The following is a 21,797-nucleotide window of genomic DNA, read 5'->3' as shown; positions in this document are numbered from 1 at the left end:
TGCTGGTAGACTATGCAGGTTTGCGCGCGCCTTGAGCGCGCGCGTGCGACACCGCGTTCCGGATCCGCCGGATTCGCGGGAGAACCGGGTGAAAGATCCCTTTACCGCTTGTAAAGAGATCTGAATCCGTTCGTTGAAAGGAAGAAGAATGGCACCGAAGAAGAAGGTGACCGGCCTGATCAAGCTTCAGATCAACGCCGGTGCCGCCAACCCGGCGCCGCCGATCGGCCCCGCGCTCGGTCAGCATGGCGTCAACATCATGGAGTTCTGCAAGGCGTACAACGCCGCGACCGAGTCGCAGCGCGGCAACGTCATCCCCGTGGAGATCACCGTCTACGAGGACCGCAGCTTCACGTTCATCCTGAAGACCCCGCCGGCCGCTGAGCTCATCAAGAAGGCTGCCGGTGTGCAGAAGGGCTCGAAGACGCCGCACACGGCCAAGGTGGGCAAGCTCACCAAGGACCAGGTCCGTCAGATCGCCGAGCAGAAGCAGCCCGACCTGAACGCGAACGACATCGAGGCCGCCTCGAAGATCATCGCCGGCACCGCCCGTTCCATGGGCATCACGGTCGAGGACTGAGGGGATAGGAAACATGGCTACCAAGTCCAAGGCCTTCCAGGCCGCTGCCGCCAAGATCGAGGCGGACAAGTTCTACACCCCGTCCGAGGCCGTCGCGCTCGCGAAGCAGACCGGTTCGGCGAAGTTCGACTCGACCGTCGAGGTCGCGCTCAAGCTTTCGGTCGACCCCCGCAAGGCCGACCAGATGGTGCGCGGCACCGTCATCCTCCCGCACGGCACCGGCAAGACCGCCCGCGTCATCGTGTTCGCTACGGGTCCGGCCGCTGAGGCCGCGATCGCCGCGGGTGCGGACGAGGTCGGCGGCGCCGAGCTCATCGAGAAGGTCGCCGGCGGCTGGACCGCGTTCGACGCGGCCGTCTCGACGCCCGAGCTCATGGGCCAGGTCGGCCGTCTCGGCAAGGTGCTCGGCCCCCGCGGCCTCATGCCCAACCCGAAGACCGGCACCGTGACCCCCAACCCGGCCAAGGCCGTCGAGGAGATCAAGGGCGGAAAGATCGAGTTCCGCGTCGACAAGCACGCCAACGTGCACTTCGTCGTCGGCAAGGCGTCGTTCTCGGCCGAGCAGCTGGACGAGAACCTGAAGGCCGCGCTCGAGGAGATCGTGCGCCTGAAGCCGTCGAGCTCGAAGGGCCGCTACATCCAGAAGGGCGCCGTGTCGACCACGTTCGGCCCCGGCATCCCGCTGGACGTCAACGCGATCGTCTGACGCTTCGACAAGCTCAGCGACCTGCGGGTCGCGACGCAAGGGGCTCCACCTTCGGGTGGGGCCCCTTCGTCGTTTCCGGGTGCGGTCGCACGCGCACAGAATCGGAGGATGCGCACGACACGCCGGCAGACGGATGTGGGGTGACCCGGCGTGTCACGCAGAACCTCCGATTCCGTGTACGCGCCATCGCGCCGCTTCCGCGACCGCGGGAGTAGCGTCGGAGACATGTCGAAGACCCTGCAGGACCTGTTCGGAATCGACGCGCCGATCGTGCTCGGCCCCTTCGGCGGACTGTCGTCGATCGAGCTGACGGCCGCGGTGAGCGAGCTCGGCGGGCTCGGCTCGTATGGGCTCTACGGCTACTCGGCCGACCGCATCAGCGACACGATCGCCGCGTTGCACTCTGCGACGCGGCGCCCGTTCGCGGTCAACCTGTGGCTGCCGACGGGCGATGAGGTCACCCCGGGGGAGGTCGACCTGAAGCCGGCGATCGAAGCCGTCGCACCGCTCTACGACGAGCTGGGGCTCGCGCATCCGACGCCTCCGATCGAGTTCCTGCCCGATCTCGACTCGCAGTTGACGGCGGTGATGGATGCTGCGCCCGCGGCGTTGAGCGTGGTCTTCGGCGTGCCGTCGGAGCACGTGGTCGCCGCGGCGCGCAGCCGCGGCATCCGTGTCATCGGCACTGCCACCACCGTCGCGGAGGCCGTCGCCCTCGAGGCGGCCGGGGTGGACGCGGTCGTCGCCACAGGCGCCGAGGCGGGCGGGCATCGGGTGTCGTTCCTGCGACCTGCGGAGCAGTCGCTCGTCGGCACCTTCGCGCTCGTCCCGCAGGTCGTGGACGCCGTGGACGTTCCCGTGATCGCGGCAGGGGGCATCGCCGACCGACGCGGGGTCGCTGCGGCGTTCGCCCTCGGCGCGTCGGGCGTGCAGGTGGGCTCGGCCTTCCTGCGGACGCGCCAGTCGGCCGCCACCGAGGCGCACCGTCACGCGATCGCGGAGGCCGCCGACACCGCGACCGTGCTCACCCGAGCCATGAGCGGGCGCCTGGCACGCGGCATCCCGAATCGCGCCATGCGTGAGATCGAGACGACCGGGATCATCGCGCCGTTCCCCGCGCAGAACTGGCTCACCGGGCAGTTCCGGGCCGAGGCCGGGCGCCGCGGAGACGGCGACCTCGTGTCGCTGTGGGCCGGCCAGGCCGCGGGGCTCGCGCCCAGCGACGACGCGGCCGAGGTGTTCGGAGAGCTCGTCGCGGGGCTGCCCACCTGAAAGGTCCCGGCAACAAAGCGCAACGACGGCCCCCGATCGCCGTGACCGTGTTGTACTGGAAAGTCCGTCGTTCACGGCGGATCGCACACAGCACGCCGCACCACCCGGGAATCCTCACATGTCACGCCGCATCACCGCACTCGTCCTCACCGCCGCCGCAGCCCTCGCCCTCACCGCGTGCAGCAGCGGCTCCGCCGACCCCGCCACCACCGCAGAGGGCGACGACTACGGCCTGGGGACGGCCGGCACACTGACGGTCGCCACGGAGGGCACGTACCGCCCGTTCTCGTTCCACGACGAGTCCGGCGAGCTCGTCGGTTTCGACGTCGAGATCGCGGAGGCGGTCGCCGAGAAGCTCGGCCTCGAGGTCGAGTTCCAGGAGACGCAGTGGGACGCGATCTTCGCCGGCCTCGACGCGGGCCGCTTCGACGTCATCGCCAACCAGGTGTCGATCAACCCGGAGCGCGAGGAGAAGTACCTCTTCAGCGAGCCGTACACCGTCTCGCCGGGTGTGATCGTCGTGCCCGAGGACGACGACTCGATCACGAGCTTCGACGACCTCGCCGGCAAGACCACCGCGCAGTCGCTCACGAGCAACTGGTACGAGCTCGCCCAGGAGAGCGGCGCCACCGTCGAGGCCGTCGAGGGCTGGGCCCAGGCCGTCGCCCTCCTCGAGCAGGGCCGGGTCGATGCCACGATCAACGACAGCCTGACCTACCTCGACTACGAGAAGACCGAGGGCGCCACCGGCCTCAAGATCGCGGCCGAGACCGATGAGCCGAGCCTCAGCGCGTTCACGTTCACGAAGGACAAGGACGCGCTGGCCGAGGCGATCGACGGAGCCCTCGCGGAGCTCCGCGAAGAGGGCGTGCTCGCCGAGATCAGCGAGAAGTACTTCGGCGCCGACGTCACCCAGTAGTAGCCCTCGAGCCGCCGCTCGTCCTACCGTGGGCGGGCGGTGGCGTCGTCTGCCGCAAAGGGAGGACCCGCATGGACGGCACCACCTGGGCGCTGCTGGTGGACTCGTTCTGGCCGCTGCTGCTCGCCGCGATCACCGGAACGATCCCGCTCGCCCTCTCCTCGTTCGCTCTGGGGCTCGTCATCGCGATCGCCGTGGCGCTCCTGCGCCTGTCGGGCAATCCCGTGCTGTCGGGCGTCGCCCGGTTCTACGTCTCGGTGATCCGGGGCACGCCGCTGCTGGTTCAGCTGTTCGTCATCTTCTACGGGCTGCCGTCGGTGGGCATCGTGATCGACCCCTGGCCGGCCGCGATCATCGCGTTCTCGCTCAACGTCGGCGGATACGCCGCCGAGATCGTGCGCGCAGCGATCCTGTCGGTTCCCAAGGGCCAGTGGGAGGCCGCGCACACCGTCGGGTACTCGCAGACGCAGACCCTGGCTCGGATCGTGCTGCCGCAGGCGGCGCGGGTGTCGGTGCCGCCGCTGTCGAACACGTTCATCTCGCTCGTCAAGGACACGTCGCTGGCGTCGACCATCCTCGTGACCGAGATGTTCCGCAAGGCCCAGCAGATCGCCGCGTTCTCGTTCGAAGTCCTTGCGATCTACCTCGAGGCCGCCCTCATCTACTGGCTGATCTGCCTCGTGCTCTCCACCGGGCAGAGCGCGCTCGAGAGGAGGCTCGACCGCTATGTCGCCCATTGATCCGACCGACGACGCGCTCGCCCCGCCGGCTCCCGCCGACGATCGCCCGCTGCTCGAGGTGTCGGGCCTCACCAAGACGTTCGGCGCGAACCGCGTGCTCGACGGCGTCGACTTCGAGGTGCGCCGGGGCGAGGTCGTCGCACTCATCGGCCCGAGCGGCTCGGGCAAGACGACGGTGCTCCGCTCTCTCAACGGGCTCGAGACGCCCGAGGCCGGAACTGTCGCCTTCGCCGACGGGCCCCGGGTCGACTTCGCGGCATCCGTCTCCAAGGCCGACAAGATCGCGCTGCGCGACCGCTCCGCGATGGTGTTCCAGCACCACAACCTCTTCCCGCACCGCACCGTGCTGCAGAACGTCACGGAAGGGCCGATCCACGCGCACCGCGTGCCGAGGGCCGAGGCGATCGCGCGCGCCGAGGCACTCCTCGATCGCGTGGGGCTGAGCGAGAAGCGCGACGCGTACCCGTTCGAACTCTCGGGCGGACAGCAGCAGCGGGTGGGGATCGTGCGCGCGCTCGCCCTGCAGCCGTCGCTGCTGCTCTTCGACGAGCCCACGAGCGCCCTGGACTCCGAGCTCGTCGGCGAGGTGCTGCTCGTGCTCAAGGAGCTCGCCGAGGAGGGGTGGACGATGGTCATCGTCACGCACGAGCTCGCCTTCGCCCGAGAGGTCGCCGACGAGGTGCTGTTCTTCGACAGCGGCTCCGTCCTCGAGCGCGGTGCACCGAAGGAGCTGTTCAGCCGACCTCAGCACGAGCGCACGCGCCGCTTCATCGACAGGATCCTGCGACCGTTCGACGGATGACCCGGCTCAGCCGGTGGGACGCACCTCGAAGCCGCGCTCACCGGTGGTGGCAGCATCCGTCACCGTCGCCTGCTCGACGCGCGAACCGGGTGGGCCTTCGGCCATCCACGCGAGCACCTCGTCGACTTGACCCGGCGTGCCCTCGACCTCGGCCTCGACCGACCCGTCGCGACGGTTGCGCACCCAACCGGCAGCGCCGACCTCGCGCGCGACGATGCGCATCGTGTAGCGGTAGCCGACGCCCTGCACATCGCCGCGGACCGTCACGTGCACGCGTCTCATGCCGCCCATCTTGCCGCCGCACGCGGCTTGCCGCGACCGGGGGCCGTCGGCCAGGATGCCGACATGGCAACCGTCGACGAACTCCTGGCAGGACTCGACGCGGCCGACCGGCCGTCGGTCGAGCGGATCTACGCGCTCGCGCGGGAAGAGGCGCCCGAAGCGGAGCAGGGGCTCGGATACGGGATGCCGGCACTCGTGTACCGCGGCAAGCCGCTGGTGTCGGTCATGCGGGCGAAGAAGCACATCGGCGTGTATCCGTTCAGTCCGGCCGCGGTGTCGGCCGTCGCTGACGCGCTCGCCGGGCACCCCGGCATCGGGTTGGACAAGGGGACGATCCGCTACCAGCCCGAGCATCCGCTGCCGGACGAGGTCGTTCGTGCTCTCGTGCTCGCCCGCAAGGAGCAGATCGACGGCTGACGGCCGCGGCCCGCTCAGTGGGGGAGCACGAGCGAGACGCCGAGGGCGATCATCACGACCGCGATCACCGCGTCGAGGATGCGCCAGGCGCGTGGCGTCGACAGCCAGCGGCCGAGCAGACGCGCGCCGAAGGCGAGGCCGAAGAACCAGATGACGCTCGCGGCCATGGCGCCGGCCGCGAAGAGCCAGCGCTGGTCGCCGTGGGTGTTCGCGACGGTGCCGAGCAGGAAGACGGTGTCGAGGTACACGTGCGGGTTGAGCCACGTGAGGGCGAGGCAGGTCAGCAGCACCGGGATCAGGCGGGCGCGCGCGGCGGGAGCGGGGGCGGTGCGGATGTCGCTGCGTATGGCGGACGCGGAGGCATCGGGTTCGAGCGCGTCGCCGGTGTGCGTGTGCGCGGGCGGTGCGCCCTGGTGCGCCGCGGGGGAGGCGGGGCCCGCGGTGTCACCCACGCCGAGCGCCTGGCCCGACGGGCGCCATGCCCGCCGCGCGGCCAGCACGCCGTAGGTCACCAGGAAGAGTGCACCAGCCCAGCGCACGACATCGACGAGCCACGGCACGGCTTGCAGCACGAACCCGATGCCCGAGATGCCGAGCGCGATGAGGACGGCGTCCGAGATCGCGCAGATCGCCGCGACGGCGAGGACGTGCTCGCGGCGAAGGCCCTGGCGCAGGACGAACAGGTTCTGGGCGCCGATGGCGATGATGAGCGAGAAGCCGAGGCCGAGGCCGGCGAGGACGGGGGAGAGCACGCTTCGACGGTATGAGCGTCAGCATCCGTAGTCCAGCTCATGGATCTTCAGTACCATTAGCAGAACTGAAGATGCGAATTCCGTTCGAGCTGGCAGAGACGTTGGCCGTCGTCGTCGACGAGGGCACGCTCGACGCGGCCGCGCGGCGGCTGCACGTCACGCCGTCAGCGGTCAGCCAGCGCATCAAGGCGCTCGAGGAGCAGCTCGGGCGGTTGGTGCTCGTGCGCTCCAAGCCCGTGCGGCCCACGGAGGCGGGCATGTCGGTGATCCGGCTCGCGCGGCAGACGGCGCTGCTCGAGCACGACGCCCTCGCCGAGCTCGGCGCCGGCGACGACGCGGCGGCACTCACGGTCGTGCCGCTCGCCGTCAACGCCGACTCGCTGGCCACGTGGTTCCTCGAGCCTCTCGCGCGGCTGGCGGAGCAGCATCCCGTCGTCTTCGATCTGCACCGCGACGACCAGGACTTCACCGCGGGGCTGCTCGAATCGGGAACCGTGATGGGCGCGGTCACCTCGCGCGCGGCGCCGGTGGCCGGATGCCGCTCGTCGGCGCTCGGGGCGATGCGCTACGAGGCGGTCGCCACGCCCGCGTACGCGGCGCGGTGGCTCGCCGGCGACCGTGCGGCGGCGCTGGCGAACGCGCCGCTCGTGGACTTCGACCGGCGCGACGACCTGCAGAACGAGTGGCTCGCACAGCAGGGCGTCGACCCCGCAGAGCCGCCGCGGCACTACGTGCCCGCATCGAACGATTTCGCGTCGGCGGTGCGCCTGGGGCTCGGGTGGGCGATGCTGCCGCGTTTCCAGTCGCACGACGCCCTCGAGCGCGGCGACCTCGTGCTGCTCGGCGGTCCGCCCGTCGACGTCGGCCTGCACTGGCAGCAGTGGAATCTGCGCTCGCCGCTGCTGGACGCCATCGCCGACGCGGTCGTCGCCGAGGGGCGCCGCGTGCTCGCCCCCTCGCGGTGACGCGGGGCGGGCGCGGCGAGCCGGAGCGGGAGCGGGTCAGCCGTCGCTGACGCGGAGCACGACCTTGCCGCGCGTGTGGCCTGTCTCGATCGCGTGATGCGCGGCGGACGCCTCGGCGAGGTCGAAGACCTGCTCGATGTAGACCTGCACGGAGCCGGAGTCGAGGAGGCGGCCGATGGTCGCCAGCGCGCCGCCGTCGGGGATCACCTTGTACGAGGTGGCGCGCACGCCCGCCTCGGCCGCCGCCTCGGCGTAGCCGGGCCACGATCCGGTCGGAACGAGCACGTAGAGCCCGCCCGGTCGGAGCACCTCGAGCGAGCGTGTGCCGGTGTCGGCGTAGACGTTGCCGACGAGGTCGATGACGACGTCCACCTCCCCGACGACCTCTTCGAACCGTGTGGTCGTGTAGTCGATCACGACGGCCGCACCGAGTTCACGAAGCCACGACGCATTGCGCCCCGACGCTGTGACCGTGACATGCGCCCCGAAGTACGCGGCGAACTGCACCGCGAAGTGGCCGACTCCGCCGCTTCCGGCGTGAATCAGCACGCGCTGCCCCTCGTGCGCGTGTGCGGTCTCGACGACGAGGCCCCAGGCGGTGAGCGCGGCCAACGGCACGCCGGCCGCCTCCACGTGCGACAGGGCGGCGGGCTTGCGTGCGACCGACTGCGACGGTGCAACGACGTACTCGGCGTACGACCCCCCGGTGCGGGGGAACGACGTCATGCCGAACACCTCGGTACCGGGCGCGAGCGGGTGCGCCTCGTAGGGGCTCTTCACCACGATGCCGCTGAAGTCGTAGCCCAGGGTCGCGGGGTAGGCCGCAATGGCGCCCGAGACGCCCCTGCCGCCTCGGGTCTTGGCGTCGATCGGGTTGACGCCCGCGGCGACGACCCGCACCAGGAGCTCGCTCAGCACGGGCGAGGGGACGGGGACGGATGCTGCGCGCAACGCGTCCGCGTCACCGGGGGCGTCCACGACCATCGCCGTCATGTCGGCGGGCGGCGCCTCGACGGGCGCGAGCGGGGTCTCGGGTGCCGATCGCAGCGGTCGGATCCTCATCGTGCGCTCCTTCCGCGGGGGTGCCGCCTTCGGCACCAGAACTGAACCCCGTGGCTACAGTCAACCCTGCCTTCGTCTCGCCCGTGTTACGCGGGTGCTACCGGTGTCGCATTACGTCGATCTCCGCTGTCACGCGCGCGCGGCGCGGATCTCGACGGCCGCGGGGGAGAGCACCTGCTGGGTGACCATGATCGCCGCCCCCAGCACACCGGCGGTCTCGTCGGCCTGCGACTGCACGATGCCCAGGTGCTGCGTGGCGAGCGGGATCGACCGGCGGTACACGACTTCGCGCACGCCGGCGAGCAGGTGCTCTCCGGCGCGGGCGACACTGCCCCCGATGACGATGACCGACGGGTTCAGCATGTTGACGACGGTCGCGAGCACCTCCCCGACCTCGCGGCCGGCCTGCCGGGTCGCCGTGATCGCGGCCCGATGTCCCGCGCGGACGAGGGTGACGACGTCGGCGCTTCCCGCGGCCTCGATGCCCTGCGCACGCAGGTCGGCGGCGATCGCGGTGCCGCTCGCCACCGCCTCGAGGTCGCGCTGGTCGCCGGGCGGTCGCGGCGAGTCATGGCTGTAGGGCACCTGGACGTGCCCCATGTCGCCCGCCGACCCCTGGGCGCCCCGCTGCAGCGCGCCACCCGAGATGATGCCGGCGCCGATGCCGGTGGACACCTTGACGAAGATGAGGTCGGCGACGCCGGGCCAGCTGAGCGCCTGCTCGCCGAGCGCGAGGATGTTGACGTCGTTGTCGACGAGCACGGGCACGTCGAACGCGCGCTGCACGTAGTGCGGCACGTCGAAGCGGTCCCACCCCGGCATGATGGGCGGGTTCGTCGGACGGCCGGTCGAGTGCTCGACGGGTCCGGGCACGCCGATGCCCACCCCGACGACCTGCGACGCGGCGATGCCCTGCTGATCGAGCAGTGCCGACCCCTCCGAGATCACCGCGTCGAGGACGGCCTCGGGGCCGTCGGCGATGTCGAGCGGGTGCGTGTTCGACGTGAGGATGCTCGCCGCGAGGTCGGCGACGGCAACCGTCGCGTGGGTCGCCCCGAGGTCGACGGCGATCACCACGCCCGCCAGCGGGTTGAACGCCACGCGGGCCGGGGGGCGGCCGCCGGTGGAGGCTGCCTCTCCCGCCGGGCGCAGGAGTCCCGAGGCCAGCAGGGTGTCGACGCGGCTCGAGACCGTCGACCGGGCGAGGCCCGTCAGCATCGCGAGCTCGGCTTTCGTGCGCGCATGGCCGTCGCGGAGGATCTGGAAGATCTCACCCGCGCCGGTGCTTCCTGCGGCTCCGCTGCCGCGCACTGCATCGACCATGGCGACAGTAAAGCACGGGCTTCTGAGCGAAGTCAGCACGACTTGAGATCACAACCCGATCACTTTTGACGAACCACTAGCAAAAGTCCGACGGTGCGTGCCATGATCGCCGCATGACTACGGAAGTCATCGACACTGTCGTCGGAACGGTCCGTACCGGACTCGTCGGCGGCGGGTTCATGGGGCGCGTCCATGCGGCCGCCGCGCGGCGGGCGGGTGCCCGGCTGGCGGCGGTGGCCTCCTCCAGCCGCGGGCGCGCGGAATCGGTGGCCCGCGAGCTCGGGGTCGCACGGGTCGAGGACGACGCAGCCGGTGTGATCGCAGCATCCGATGTCGATGTCGTGCACATCTGCACCCCCAACGCCACCCACGCGGCGCTCGCCGAGGCGGCCCTGGCCGCCGGCAAGCACGTCGTGTGCGAGAAGCCGCTCGCGACGTCTGTCTCGGACGCGAGGGCGCTCGCCCGGCACGCCGCCGCGACGGGCGCCGTCGCCGCAGTGCCTTTCGTGTACCGGTACCACCCGGTGGTCCGCGAGGCCCGGGCGCGCGTCGCCGCCGGCCGGATCGGGACGCTGATCTCGCTCGACGGCTCGTACCTGCAGGACTGGATGCTGCGGCAGAACGACGACGACTGGCGAGCGGATGCTGCGGCCGGTGGCCCGTCGCGCGCGTTCGCCGACATCGGCTCGCACCTGTGCGACCTGGTCGAGTTCGTGACGGGGGAGCGGATCGCTCGCGTGGCCGCCCGCACCCGCCGGGTGTTCGACGAGCGCGCGGGCCGGTCGGTCGCGAACGAGGATGTCGCCGCGCTGCTGGTCGAGACGGAGTCGGGTGCGCTCGGCACGCTGCTCGTGTCGCAGATGGCCCCCGGCCGCAAGAACGCTCTCGTCCTCGAGCTGCACGGCACCCGCCGGAGCCTGCGCTTCGACCAGGAGCGCCCCGAGGAGCTCTGGGTCGGGGCGCGCAAGGGCTCGCGGCTGGTGCTGCGGGACCCCAGCACCGACCACCCCGACTCCGCGCGGCTGCAGACGGTGCCGGCGGGGCATCCGATGGGATATCAGGACGCCTTCGACGGCTTCGTCGCGGACGTGTATGCGGCCATCGGCGGCGATGAGCCGGACGGTCTGCCGACGTTCGCCGACGGCCTGCGCGCCGCCGTCCTCACCGCGGCCGTGCTCGAATCCGCCCAGACCCGAACCTGGATCGAGGTGCCGGCATGACCGACACGATGCTCGCCGACACGCCCGTGCCCCCGGGCGGCTCGGACGTGGTGCTGCGCGCCCGCGGCATCTCGAAGTCGTTCTTCGGGGTGCGCGTCCTGTCGGACATCGACCTCGACGTCCGGCGCGGCGAGGTGCACGGCCTCGTCGGCGAGAACGGCGCGGGCAAGTCCACGCTCATGAAGGTGCTGGCCGGCGTTCATCACGCCGACGCCGGAACTGTCGAGTTCGAGGGGCAGCCGGTCGCGTGGGGTCACCCGCGCCAGGCGATGGACGCGGGCCTCGTCACGGTCTTCCAGGAGTTCAACCTGCTGCCCGAGCGCACCGTCGCGCAGAACGTGTTCCTCGGCCGCGAGCCGCGGCGCGGCGGCTTCATCGACAAGAAGGGCATGCAGCGCCGCACGCGCGAGCTGCTCGACGGCCTCGGCGTCTCGTTCATCGATCCGGGTGCCCGCATCTCGTCGCTGACCGTCGCGGAGCAGCAGATCGTCGAGATCGTCAAGGCGCTCTCGTTCGATGCGCGGGTGATCTCGATGGACGAGCCGACGGCCGCGCTGAGCGACCATGAGGTCGAGCTCCTCTACGCCATCATCCGCCGGCTCACCGCGCGCGGCGTCGCCGTCATCTACGTCTCGCACCGGCTGAAGGAGATCTTCGACCTGTGCGACCGCATCACGATCCTCAAGGACGGAGCCCTGGTGTCGACGGATGCCGCGGCCGACCTCACCGACGCGGAACTCGTCCGTCGCATGGTGGGCCGCCCGCTGCAGTCGTACTTCCCCGGCCCGGTCGACGGCACGGCCCTCGGCGGGCCGCGGCTGGAGCTGACGGACTGCGGCAACGAATACGTGGACGGCGTCTCGCTGACGCTGCGCGCCGGAGAGATCGTGGGGCTCGCCGGGTTGCAGGGGTCGGGACGCACCGAACTCGTCGAAGGGATCTTCGGCGTGCACGGCTTCACCCGCGGCGGCTTGATCCTCGACGGGCGATCAGTGCGGTTCACCAGTCCGCGTGCGGCAGTGCGGGCAGGGCTGGCGCTCGTGACGGAGGACCGCAAGGCCCAGGGGCTGGCGCTCGGCCAATCCGTGCTCGACAACTCCCTGCTCGTGGTGCGCAGCGTCTTCGCCGGGCGCACCGGCGCCGCGCGCAAGCGGGTGCCCGGCATCCTGAGCTCGCTCGAGGTGTCGTCGCGCGGCGTCGACCAGGAGGCGCGGTTCCTCTCCGGCGGGAACCAGCAGAAGGTCGTGCTGGCGAAGTGGCTGGTCACCGACCCGCAGATCGTGCTGTTCGATGAGCCGACGCGCGGCATCGACGTCGGCGCGAAGGTCGCCGTCTACCAGCTGATGCGCCAGCTCGCCGCCGAGGGTAAGGCGGTGCTCATGGTGTCGAGCGAACTGCCCGAGGTCATCGGCATGAGCGACCGCATCCTGGTCATGCGCGACGGCGAGCTCGCCGCCGAGCTGCCGGCAGGATCCGCCGAGCACGAGGTGCTCGCGGCCGCCACCGGCTCCGCGGCCGACGCGGTGCCCGACGATCCTCGCCTCGACGACGAGGGGGGCCGCCCGTGAAGCGCGTGCGTGTCGATTCCACCGTGATCGTGCTCGGCATCCTGATCCTCGTCATCGCGATCGGCGCGATCCTCGTGGCGACGGTCGGTCGCAGCTTCTTCAGCCCCGGCAACATCCGCGACATCCTCACCGGCATGAGCGTGCTGGGTCTCGTCGCGATCGGGCAGACCCTCGTCATCCTCGGTGCGTCCCTCGACCTCTCGGTCACCTACGTCGTCAGCCTCGCGAGCCTCATCGGTGCCACGACGATGAACGGCAACCCGGCGAACATCCCGTGGGCCGTGACGCTGACTCTGCTGGTGTGCGCCGTCATCGGCCTCGCGAACGGCCTGATCGTGACGGTGCTCAAGGTCAACGGGTTCATCGCGACCCTCGGTGTCGGACTGATCCTGCAGGGCGTGCTGAACACGAACTTCCAGGGCAGTGCCGGATCGGTGCCCTGGGCGTTCCAGCTCATCGGCGCCTCGGGCGTCGGGCCGGTGCCGGTCTCGACGATCATCATGATCGCGCTCGCCGCACTGGTCTGGTTCCTGCTCGACCGCACCCGCACCGGCGCCCACCTGTTCGCCGTGGGCGGCGACCCCGAGGTCGCACGCCTGTCAGGCGTGCGGACCCGCCCGCCGCTCATCGCGGCGCACGTACTCTGCTCGGTCTTCGCCGGGCTCGCCGGACTCCTGCTCGCGAGCCGGCTCGGCGTCGGCAGCCCCACCGTGGGGCAGCAAGGCGGGTACGCGCTCCTGTCGATCGCCGCGGTCGTGCTGGGCGGAACGCTGCTCCTCGGCGGCCGGGGCTCGGTCTGGGGCACGATCGGCGGCGTGGCGATCTTCGCGGTCGTCGACAACGTCATGAGCGTCATGCAGGTGAACCCGTTCCTCAAGGACGTCGTGCGCGGTGTCGTCATCGTGGCCGCGGTCGCGGTGTACAGCCGTCGCGCGATCGTCCGCCGCCGCACGCGGTTCGGGCCGGGCGGCACCAGAACCGGGGGCGACGCGGAGGCCGAAGCCGCGGCACCGGCGATGGCCGCAGCATCCCATGCCCTCGAAGCGGAGGCCGAGGCGGCCGAAGGCGGCGGCGCGACCCAGGGAGGTGCGCGATGAGGTTCCTGAAGGCGCTCGTCAGCCCGCGCGGCGCGGTGTTCCTGCTGCTGGTGATCCTGCTGGTCGCCGTGATGGTGCTGAACCCGAACTTCGCCGAGCCCGGTCAGATCATGCGCTACATCCAGCGTGTGGCGCCCGTCGCGATCGTCGCGATCGGCCAGTACTTCGTCATCATCGCCGGGGAGTTCGACCTCTCGCAGGGCTCGCTCATCACCGCGCAGGTGATCATCGCGGGCAATCTCGTCGGCCAGGACGACGCACGCACCGTGCCGGTGCTCGCCCTCATGATCGTGCTCGGCCTGTTCGTGGGGCTCGTGAACGGACTGCTCACGACGCTCCTCAAGGTGCCGTCGTTCATCGTGACGCTCGGCATGATGCTCGCGCTCCTCGGCCTGGTGCTGTGGTGGACAGGCGGAGCGGCGACGGGCAATCCCGCCGACAGCTTCCGCCAGATCGGCCGCGGCGGCATCCGCGATCTTCCGGTGATCGACTTCCTGCCGTGGTCGGTGCTGATCCTCGCGGTGTGGCTGGCCCTCGGCATCTGGATCACCAAGCGCCCGCTGGGCAAGCTCCTGATCGCTATCGGCGACAACGCACGTGCGACGCGCTACTCGGGTGCGCGCGACTGGTGGGTCACGACGCGCGCCTTCATGATCTCGTCGCTGTCGGCGACCGTGTCGGCGGTGCTGCTCGTCGGCTACGCCGGCGTGCACCCGTCGGTCGGACGCGGCTACGAGTTCGTCGCGATCACGGCGGTCGTGCTCGGCGGCGTCGTGCTCGGCGGCGGCCGCGGGTGGATCGTCGCTGCTGTCGCCGGCGCCTTCGTGCTCGAAGCGCTCTTCCTGCTGCTCAACATCGCCGGGGTGCCGTCGTCGCTGCGCGACGCGGTCCAGGGCGTCATCATCATCGCCGCCGTCGCCTACTCGGGGCTGGTGTTCCGGTCCCGACGGCGCAGCGGCCCACAGACCCCTCCCTCACCAGGGAAGGAACCCGACGCGCCCGACGGCGCCGAGGAGTCGTCCGCAACACCGGCCCTCGCAGGCGAGGGCGCAGCACACAACAACAGGAGCTAGCAATGCGACGATCAGTGAAGATCGCCACCACCGCGGTGGCGCTCGTCGGCCTCTTCGCCCTGGCAGGGTGTACGACCGACCCGAACGTGGCCCCACCGGACTCGACCGCGGAGCCGACGGAAGACGGCGCCAACGAGTGGTTCGACCAGGCGCTGTTCGACACCCAGATGGCCCAGCGCGAGGTCGTGCCCGAGGGCCCCGAGGACGAGCCGTACCTGCAGTACATCGACGCGGAGATGGTCGACACCTCCGAGTTCGCGAGCACGGGGCCGAAGAAGGCCTGCTTCGCGAACGCGTCGATCTCTAACCCGTGGCGCCAGACAGGCTGGATCACCATGAACGAGCAGTTGAAGGTGCTGCAGGAGGCGGGTGCCATCAGCGAGATGGAGACGCGCGACGCACAGGACTCCGATGACACGCAGATCGCCGACATCGACTACTTCATCTCCGACGGCAACTGCGACGTCTTCATCATCTCGCCGAACAGCACCGCGGCCATGACCCCGGCGGTCGAGCGCGCGTGCGACACCGGCAAGCCGGTGATCGTGTTCGACCGCGGTGTCGAGACCGACTGCCCGGTCACCTTCATCCACCCCATCGGCGGCTTCGCGTGGGGCATCGACACGGCGCAGTTCCTGATCGACAACCTCGAAGAGGGCGACAAGGTCGTGGGCCTGCGCATCCTCCCGGGCGTCGACGTGCTCGAGCAGCGCTGGGCGGCGGCCGAGAAGATGTTCGCGGATGCCGGCATCGAGGCGGTGGACTACTTCACCGGCGCCGACCCGGCCGAGATCAAGAGCATCATCTCGGACGAACTCGCCAAGGGAGATGTCGCAGGTGTGTGGATGGACGCCGGCGACGGCGCCGTCGCCGCCATCGAGGCCTTCGAGGACGCGGGCGTCGACTACCCCGTCATGACGGGCGAGGACGAGATGAGCTTCCTGCGCAAGTGGAAGGAGACGGAGCTCACCGGTCTCGCCCCCGTCTACTCGAACTTCCAGTGGCGCACTCCGCTGCTGGCGGCGCAGAAGATCTTCGCCGGCGAGGAGGTCCCGAAGGAGTGGGTGCTGCCGCAGGTGCCGATCGAGGCGGGTGAGCTCGACGAGTGGCTCGAAGCCAACGACGGCATGCCCGACGGCCACTACGCGAAGTTCGGCGGCGAGAACCTGCCGGGCTACCCGCAGGTCTGGCAGGAACGCCAGATCCCGTAACGCAACGCGATCCGTCTTCGCTCGCTCAACGGCCGGAAGATCGGTCGTCGAGCGAGCGAAGCGAGTCGAAACGCGCCTGACCGACGACGAAGAGGAGCCCGATGCAGCGCACGATCGGCGTCAACACCTGGGTGTGGACCTCCCCACTGACCGACGAGTCCCTCGCCGACCTCGCGCCGAAGATCGCGCGGATGGGCTTCGGCGCGATCGAGCTGCCGCTCGAGAACGCGGGGGACTGGGATGCCGCCCGCGCGGGTGATCTGCTCGGCTCGCTGGGTCTCGCGCCCGTGGTGATCGGCGCGATGGGGCCCGGCCGTTCGCTGATCGACCGCGCGGGCAACGTTCCCGCCACCCAGGCGTATCTGCGCACGTGCCTGACCGCCGCGCGCGGGGTCGGGGCATCCGTCGTCGCCGGACCCTTCTATGCGCCCACGGGTGTCACCTGGCGCATGACGGCGGGTGAGCGCACCGAGGTGGTGGCGCAGCTCCGCCGCCACCTTCAGCCGCTCGTCGACGAGGCTGCTGCGGACGGCCTCGCGCTCGCCGTCGAGCCGCTGAACCGGTACGAGACGAGCGTCATCAACACGGTCGAGCAGGGCCTCGAGGCGCTGGCGCCGCTGTTCGGCCCGGGGCTCGGCCTCGCGCTCGACACCTACCACCTCAACATCGAGGAGAAGCGACCGGATGCCGCGATCCGCGCCGCCGCAGGGAACATCGCGCACGTCCAGGTCTGCGGCAGCGATCGCGGCGCCGTCGGTGACGACCACACCGACTGGCCCGGCACCTTCGCCGCCCTCGACGACGCCGGGTACGACGGCATCCTGGGACTGGAGAGCTTCACGGGCGAGAACGCCACGATCGCCGTGGCCGCCTCCGTATGGCGGCCGCTGGCGGCGAGTCAGGACGATCTGGCCGAGCGCTCGCTGCGATACCTGACGGCGCTCCAGGCGGAGCGCTGAGCGGGTCGCGTGCGGGCGGAGAGACTGGCCCGCGCGACCCTCGGCCTCCGGCGATGCGGGAGACTCGGAGCATGCCGATTCAGCACACCGTCGTCTTCCGCCTGACCCACCCGGCCGGTTCCCCCGAGGAGGAGGCGTTCCTCGCCGATGCCCGCGTCGCGCTCACGTCGATCCCGGGCGTCGAGGACTTCCGCGTCAATCGGCAGGTGAGCGCGAAGAGCGACCTCGCCCACCAGTTCTCCATGGTGTTCGCGGACGACGCCGCGTACCAGGCCTACAACGAACACCCCGCGCACGTCGGGTTCGTCGCCGACCGCTGGGTTCCCGAGGTGGCGCAGTTCCAGGAGTACGACTTCGTCGAGGCCTGACCCGCGGGGTGGCGGTCAGACTGTCGGGCGCTCGCCGGCCGTCAGCGCGTGGAGCAGACGCGTCAGGTTCGTGATGTCGTCGAGCGGCCACTCCTCGAGGGCGTCGACGAGGCTGTGCTCCTGCGGGGCGCGCGCCACTTCCAGGCGCTCCAGTCCGAACGGGGTGGGGGAGAGCAGGCTCGATCGGCCGTCGTCCGGGTCGGGCGTGCGCTGCACGAGACCCAGCTGCTCCAGCTCCCGCACGGTGCGGCTGATCTGCCCCTTGTCGGCCATCAGCGACTCGGCGAGCCCGGAGAGGGTGATGCCTTCGCGGCGCACGATCGTCGTGAACACCTTGTAGGCACCCGGCAGCATGCCGGGGCTCAGGCGGTTGGCGTTCTCCGTGATGATCCGCCGGAAGCGGTTGATCAGCTCCCCGAACTCCGCCTCGAGGGCGCGCACCGCCTCGGTGCGCGCCGCTCGAGTGTCGCCGGAGGTCATCAGCTTCGACATTAGCGTCGGGTGACGGATGCCTCGTCCGCGGCGTCGGCAGCGGACTCGGCGGTGCCGGCCGCAGCGCCGCGGGCCGCAGCATCCGTGTCCACCGTCGCAGTGGCCGTCAGCGTCTCCATGCCCTCGGCGACCGAGACGGTCGCGAGATCGGCCTCGCTCGCCTGGACGCGCTCGCTCGTGGTCATGCGGGTGAGCGGCTTGTTCGGCAGGAAGATGATCGCGATGAGGCTGATCACGGCCAGGGGCACGGCGATCAGGAACGAGTGGGCGATGGCCTGGGCGTAGATGTCCTCGACGATCACGCGGATCGACTCGGGCAGCGCCGAGACCTGGGGGATCGTGCCCGACGCGAGCTGCTGGCCGATCGCGGCACCCTTCTCGCCGAGCGCCATGAGGGCTGCGCCGATGTCGTCCTTGCGGTCGGCGAACAGGTCCGTCGCCGAGGTTGCGAGGGCCGCACCCATCACAGAGACGCCGATCGTGCCGCCGAGGCTGCGGAAGAACGTGACTCCCGAGCTCGCGACGCCGATCTCGCTCGGGTTCGCCGTGTTCTGGACGATGAGCACGAGGTTCTGCATGGTCATGCCGACGCCCGCGCCGAGCAGGAACATGTAGAGCGAGACGAGCACGAAGTTCGTGTCGTAGTGGATGGTCGACAGCAGGTACGAGCCGGCGATCAGCAGCACGCCGCCCACGATCAGGTAGGGCTTCCAGTGGCCGGTCCGGGTGACGAGGCCGCCGATCACGATCGACGCGAGGAGAAGGCCCGCGATCATCGGAATGGTCATGAGGCCCGCCTCGGTCGGGGTCGCGCCGCGCGCCAGCTGCATGTACTGGCTGAGGAACACCGACGTGCCGAACATCGCGATGCCGATCGAGATCGACGCGATGACCGCGAGGGTGAAGGTGCGGTTGCGGAACATCGTGAGCGGGATCAGCGGCTCCTTCGAGCGCAGCTCGACGATGACGAAGAGCACGGCTGCGAGCAGCGCGCCGCCGACCATGAGGATGGTCTCGGTGCTCCACCAGTCGTAGTCCTTGCCGGCGTTGGTGACCCAGATGAGCAGGAGCGACACGGCGGTCGAGAGCAGCACGATGCCGAAGTAGTCGATGCGCGCCTTGGTCTTGGGGCGCGGCGGCAGGTGGAGCGTGCGCTGCATCATGATGAGCGCGGCCACGGCGAACGGCAGGGCGATGAAGAAGTTCCAGCGCCAGTCGATCGTGTCGGTGATGAAGCCGCCGAGGAGCGGGCCGCCGACGGTCGCGACCGCCATGACGGCGCCGAAGAGACCCATGTACCGGCCGCGCTCGCGCGGGCTGATGATGTCGGCCATGATGACCTGGCTGAGCGCGGCAAGGCCGCCGGCGCCGATGCCCTGCACCGCACGGAACGCGATGAGCGTGCCCGGGTCCTGCGAGAACCCGGCGGCCGCGGTGGCCAGCACGAAGATGACGATCGCGATCTGGATGAGCAGCTTGCGGTTGAAGAGGTCGGCGAGCTTGCCCCAGATGGGGGTCGAGATCGCGGTGGTCAGCAGCGTCGCGGTGACGACCCACGTGAACGCCGCCTGGTTGCCGCCCAGGTCGTGGACGATGACGGGGAGTGAGGTCGAGACGACGGTCGACGCAAGCATCGACACGAACATGCCGAGCAGCAGGCCGGTGAGCGCCTGCAGCACCTGGCTGTGCCGGCGCTTCTCGTCGGTGCTGATTTTGCTGCCAGCGGCCGGGGCGGTTGCGACCGACCCGGTCGCAGAGGTGGACGTGGCCATAGGAGTCCTTAGAAACGAGGAGTGAGGTGGTTCGCGGCGACGTGGGCGCGCAAGAAGGTTGACGCAAGTCAACAGTTGATTTACGTCAACGATACGCCTAATGGTTGACGTGTGTCAACTATCGGCCGGGGTCGGGCGCGAGCGCGGGATGTTCACATCTGGTGCTCTCGCCGAGATCACCCGTTGTGTGCGTTCATAACGCGTGCGCTCGGTGAGAACAGGCGATGTGAACGAGTGATGGGGGACGGATGCTGCGGCCCGCGGCATCCGTTCCTCCACAGGTGGGTGCGGGGACAGGTAGCGCACAGGCTGCGGGATCGGTCGAGAGGCCGGGGGCCGGGGCGGGCAGGGTGGGTCGCGTGCCGCGCCACCTGACTCTCGACGAGGCGATGGCCGCCGTCCGCAGTCGCGAGCAGTTGCGGGCGAGCGGCATGACCGCGCGGGTGATCGGTGACGCGGTGGTGCGCGGGGAGCTGCGGCGGCTGCGGCGCAACCGATATGTAAGGGTGAAGCTCTGGAACGATCTCTGGCCCGAGTCGCGTCACCTCATCGAGGTGTGCGCCGCGGTCGCCGAGATGCGCGACGGCGATGGCGTCGCCTCCCATGAGTCCGCCGGGGTTCTGGCGGAGCTGCCCCTGTATCGGCACACGCCGTCGGCGGTCCACCTCCTCACGCCCGGAGCGCGACGGGGATCCAGCCGCGTCGGACTGCAACACCATGCCGATCTGCTTCCGGCCGGCGACATCACCGCGGTCGACGGCATCCGATGCACGACGCTGGATCGTACGGTCTTCGACCTGGTGCGCACCCTCAGCATGGAGGCTGCCGTCGCCGTGGCGGATGCCGCGTTGCGGCGCGAGGCGATGCGCGGATCCGAGTACGACGAGCGGGCGGCGGAGGTCTGGCGCGAGCGGATGCTGCAGCGATGCGAGGCCGCGCGCGGCGCGCGGGGAGTTCGACAGGCCGAGGCGGTGATCCGCTTCGCCGACGGCCGCTCGGAGTCTCCCGGTGAGGGGGTCAGCCGGCTGCAGCTGAGCCGTCTCGGCTTCCGCGAGCTGCGGCTCCAGGTGCCGGTGCCCGGCCCCGACGGGCGGGCCTATCGCGTCGACATCGGCCTCGAGGAGGTCCGGAGCTTCTACGAGTTCGACGGCATGGGCAAATACGAAGAGCTCGCTGTCGCGTCGGGGAAGACCGTCAAGGAGGTGCTTCTCGAAGAGAAGCGCCGCGAGGACTGGATCCGCGGTACCACCCAGCGTCGGCTTGTCCGCGCCGAGGCTTCGCACATCCTCACGCCCGAAGCGCTCGGTCGCCGCCTCGCCGCCTTCGGGATCACCCCGCCGCGCCGGTGACCCTCATGTTCACATCGGGTGCTCTCGCCGAGATCACCCGTTGTGTGCGCTCATGACGCGTGCGCTCGGTGAGAGCACGTGATGTGAACGAGCGATGGGGGACGGATGCTGCGGCCCGCGGTATCCGTGTCAGGAGGCGCGGGCGGCGTGCTCGGCGGAGCGGATCACCGACTCCACGCCGAGGATGAAGAGTTCGCCGTCCTCGAGGGCGAGCAGCTGTGCGGAGGTCGCGGCGACGTGCGGGTGCTTGATGGGGTCGACGAGAAGGGGGCCCTCGAACCACGGCGTCGACCCCGGGGTGTCGGTGGTCGCGCGCTCCGTCCGCGTGCGAGCCACGCCCGCGGCGGTCGACAGCACGTGGGTCGCCATCAGCGCATAGTGCTGCACGAGGGCGTCGCCGGTCAGGCCGGCGCGTGAGAACGCGTCGAGCATGAGCTCGATCACGTCGAGCTCGCCGGGTCCGCGCGTCGTGAGGACGATTCCCTCCTGGCCGACGGCCGGATACCGCGCGAACTGCGTGAGCGTCGCGTTCGCGAGCTGACGCAGTCGTTCCCGCCAGTTCGCGGGTGGGGCGGTCACCTCGTGGAGGCTGCGCGCGGCGAGTTCGTCGAGCAGTGCCCGCATGAGGTCGTCCTTGCTGCGGAAGTGGCGGTACACCGCGGTCGGGTCGGTGCCGAGCTTCGCGCCGAGGTCGCGGATCGAGAGGGAGGCGGATCCGGTCGTCTCGGCGAGCTCGAGGCCGGCCGCGATGATCGTCGCCCGATCCAGACGCTTCGCGCCCGTTTTCTCGGGCGTCGCTGCCGTGCGTGCCGCCATGATCCCCGCTTTCGCCGTCATCCCGCGCTGCGACATCGTGCCGACGCGGTGA

23 protein-coding genes are annotated in these 21,797 nt (G+C 70.4%); 16 read left to right on the top strand and 7 right to left on the bottom strand.

Going from position 1 to position 21,797, the window contains the following annotated elements; all coding sequences use genetic code 11:
• The first annotated feature begins 148 nt into the window (after positions 1 to 148).
• From rplK to ACVN90_RS15185, 6 genes are all read left to right on the top strand, one after another.
• Positions 149 to 580: a 50S ribosomal protein L11 gene (gene rplK, locus ACVN90_RS15210; RefSeq protein ID WP_116195954.1), complete on the top strand. Its 432-nt coding sequence runs from the start codon at positions 149 to 151 to the stop codon at positions 578 to 580.
• A gap of 13 nt (positions 581 to 593) precedes the next feature.
• A complete protein-coding gene (gene rplA, locus ACVN90_RS15205) occupies positions 594 to 1,286 on the top strand; it encodes a 50S ribosomal protein L1 (protein ID WP_116195955.1) in 693 nt (230 codons plus the stop codon).
• A gap of 225 nt (positions 1,287 to 1,511) precedes the next feature.
• On the top strand, positions 1,512 to 2,558 hold the full coding sequence (locus ACVN90_RS15200) for an NAD(P)H-dependent flavin oxidoreductase (protein ID WP_475099051.1): 1,047 nt from the start codon (positions 1,512 to 1,514) through the stop codon (positions 2,556 to 2,558).
• 118 nt (positions 2,559 to 2,676) lie between these two features.
• Positions 2,677 to 3,477, top strand: coding sequence for an amino acid ABC transporter substrate-binding protein (locus ACVN90_RS15195; protein ID WP_475099050.1), 801 nt, complete (start codon positions 2,677 to 2,679; stop codon positions 3,475 to 3,477).
• A gap of 71 nt (positions 3,478 to 3,548) precedes the next feature.
• On the top strand, positions 3,549 to 4,217 hold the full coding sequence (locus ACVN90_RS15190) for an amino acid ABC transporter permease (RefSeq protein WP_475099049.1): 669 nt from the start codon (positions 3,549 to 3,551) through the stop codon (positions 4,215 to 4,217).
• A complete protein-coding gene (locus tag ACVN90_RS15185) occupies positions 4,204 to 5,019 on the top strand; it encodes an amino acid ABC transporter ATP-binding protein (RefSeq protein WP_475099048.1) in 816 nt (271 codons plus the stop codon). Before ACVN90_RS15190 ends, ACVN90_RS15185 begins: the two co-directional genes overlap by 14 nt.
• A 6-nt stretch (positions 5,020 to 5,025) precedes the next feature.
• Here the strand turns inward: ACVN90_RS15185 and ACVN90_RS15180 are convergent, their stop codons facing one another.
• A complete protein-coding gene (locus tag ACVN90_RS15180; RefSeq protein WP_475099047.1) occupies positions 5,026 to 5,301 on the bottom strand; it encodes an acylphosphatase in 276 nt (91 codons plus the stop codon).
• A 63-nt stretch (positions 5,302 to 5,364) separates the two neighbouring features.
• Here ACVN90_RS15180 and ACVN90_RS15175 point away from each other — a divergent pair, with 63 nt between their 5' ends.
• The gene (locus tag ACVN90_RS15175; RefSeq protein ID WP_475099046.1) at positions 5,365 to 5,718 is read left to right on the top strand and encodes an iron chaperone; all 354 of its coding nucleotides are present in this window, start codon (positions 5,365 to 5,367) and stop codon (positions 5,716 to 5,718) included.
• A gap of 14 nt (positions 5,719 to 5,732) precedes the next feature.
• On the opposite strand, the gene lysE is transcribed toward ACVN90_RS15175, so the two are convergent.
• Entirely contained in the window at positions 5,733 to 6,470 is a 738-nt protein-coding gene (gene lysE / locus ACVN90_RS15170; RefSeq protein WP_475099045.1) for an L-lysine exporter, read from the bottom strand.
• Between the two features lie 71 nt (positions 6,471 to 6,541).
• Here lysE and ACVN90_RS15165 point away from each other — a divergent pair, with 71 nt between their 5' ends.
• The gene (locus ACVN90_RS15165; protein WP_475099044.1) at positions 6,542 to 7,435 is read left to right on the top strand and encodes a LysR family transcriptional regulator ArgP; all 894 of its coding nucleotides are present in this window, start codon (positions 6,542 to 6,544) and stop codon (positions 7,433 to 7,435) included.
• 36 nt (positions 7,436 to 7,471) lie between these two features.
• Here ACVN90_RS15165 and ACVN90_RS15160 read toward each other — a convergent pair whose 3' ends face one another.
• On the bottom strand, positions 7,472 to 8,497 hold the full coding sequence (locus ACVN90_RS15160) for an NADP-dependent oxidoreductase (protein WP_475099043.1): 1,026 nt from the start codon (positions 8,495 to 8,497) through the stop codon (positions 7,472 to 7,474).
• A gap of 129 nt (positions 8,498 to 8,626) precedes the next feature.
• Positions 8,627 to 9,820, bottom strand: coding sequence for an ROK family transcriptional regulator (locus ACVN90_RS15155; RefSeq protein ID WP_475099042.1), 1,194 nt, complete (start codon positions 9,818 to 9,820; stop codon positions 8,627 to 8,629).
• A 113-nt stretch (positions 9,821 to 9,933) separates the two neighbouring features.
• Between ACVN90_RS15155 and ACVN90_RS15150 the strand changes: the two genes are divergently transcribed.
• From ACVN90_RS15150 to ACVN90_RS15120, 7 genes are all read left to right on the top strand, one after another.
• Entirely contained in the window at positions 9,934 to 11,040 is a 1,107-nt protein-coding gene (locus ACVN90_RS15150; RefSeq protein ID WP_475099041.1) for a Gfo/Idh/MocA family protein, read from the top strand.
• On the top strand, positions 11,037 to 12,608 hold the full coding sequence (locus ACVN90_RS15145; protein ID WP_475099040.1) for a sugar ABC transporter ATP-binding protein: 1,572 nt from the start codon (positions 11,037 to 11,039) through the stop codon (positions 12,606 to 12,608). Before ACVN90_RS15150 ends, ACVN90_RS15145 begins: the two co-directional genes overlap by 4 nt.
• Complete coding sequence (locus tag ACVN90_RS15140; protein WP_475099039.1) at positions 12,605 to 13,705, top strand: ABC transporter permease; 1,101 nt, start codon at positions 12,605 to 12,607, stop codon at positions 13,703 to 13,705. Before ACVN90_RS15145 ends, ACVN90_RS15140 begins: the two co-directional genes overlap by 4 nt.
• Positions 13,702 to 14,778: an ABC transporter permease gene (locus ACVN90_RS15135; protein WP_475099038.1), complete on the top strand. Its 1,077-nt coding sequence runs from the start codon at positions 13,702 to 13,704 to the stop codon at positions 14,776 to 14,778. The genes ACVN90_RS15140 and ACVN90_RS15135 overlap by 4 nt, the downstream gene beginning before the upstream one ends.
• A gap of 2 nt (positions 14,779 to 14,780) precedes the next feature.
• Entirely contained in the window at positions 14,781 to 15,989 is a 1,209-nt protein-coding gene (locus ACVN90_RS15130) for a substrate-binding domain-containing protein (protein WP_475099037.1), read from the top strand.
• A gap of 101 nt (positions 15,990 to 16,090) precedes the next feature.
• Positions 16,091 to 16,948 (top strand): sugar phosphate isomerase/epimerase family protein, encoded by an 858-nt coding sequence (locus tag ACVN90_RS15125; RefSeq protein ID WP_475099036.1) that lies wholly within the window; start codon positions 16,091 to 16,093, stop codon positions 16,946 to 16,948.
• 71 nt (positions 16,949 to 17,019) lie between these two features.
• Complete coding sequence (locus tag ACVN90_RS15120) at positions 17,020 to 17,316, top strand: Dabb family protein (protein ID WP_475099035.1); 297 nt, start codon at positions 17,020 to 17,022, stop codon at positions 17,314 to 17,316.
• A gap of 15 nt (positions 17,317 to 17,331) precedes the next feature.
• Here the strand turns inward: ACVN90_RS15120 and ACVN90_RS15115 are convergent, their stop codons facing one another.
• Positions 17,332 to 17,796 carry a MarR family winged helix-turn-helix transcriptional regulator gene (locus tag ACVN90_RS15115; RefSeq protein WP_475099034.1) on the bottom strand — a complete coding sequence of 155 codons (465 nt, stop codon included), beginning with the start codon at positions 17,794 to 17,796 and terminating at the stop codon, positions 17,332 to 17,334.
• 11 nt (positions 17,797 to 17,807) lie between these two features.
• Entirely contained in the window at positions 17,808 to 19,580 is a 1,773-nt protein-coding gene (locus ACVN90_RS15110; protein WP_475099033.1) for an MDR family MFS transporter, read from the bottom strand.
• 359 nt (positions 19,581 to 19,939) lie between these two features.
• Between ACVN90_RS15110 and ACVN90_RS15105 the strand changes: the two genes are divergently transcribed.
• Positions 19,940 to 20,929, top strand: coding sequence for a hypothetical protein (locus tag ACVN90_RS15105; RefSeq protein ID WP_475099032.1), 990 nt, complete (start codon positions 19,940 to 19,942; stop codon positions 20,927 to 20,929).
• A 129-nt stretch (positions 20,930 to 21,058) separates the two neighbouring features.
• On the opposite strand, the gene ACVN90_RS15100 is transcribed toward ACVN90_RS15105, so the two are convergent.
• The gene (locus tag ACVN90_RS15100) at positions 21,059 to 21,745 is read right to left on the bottom strand and encodes a TetR/AcrR family transcriptional regulator (RefSeq protein ID WP_475099031.1); all 687 of its coding nucleotides are present in this window, start codon (positions 21,743 to 21,745) and stop codon (positions 21,059 to 21,061) included.
• Positions 21,746 to 21,797: the final 52 nt, after the last annotated feature.

The sequence above is a fragment of the Microbacterium sp. F01 genome, from assembly GCF_056156365.1.
This window is presented reverse-complemented; position numbering and strand designations above follow the sequence as displayed.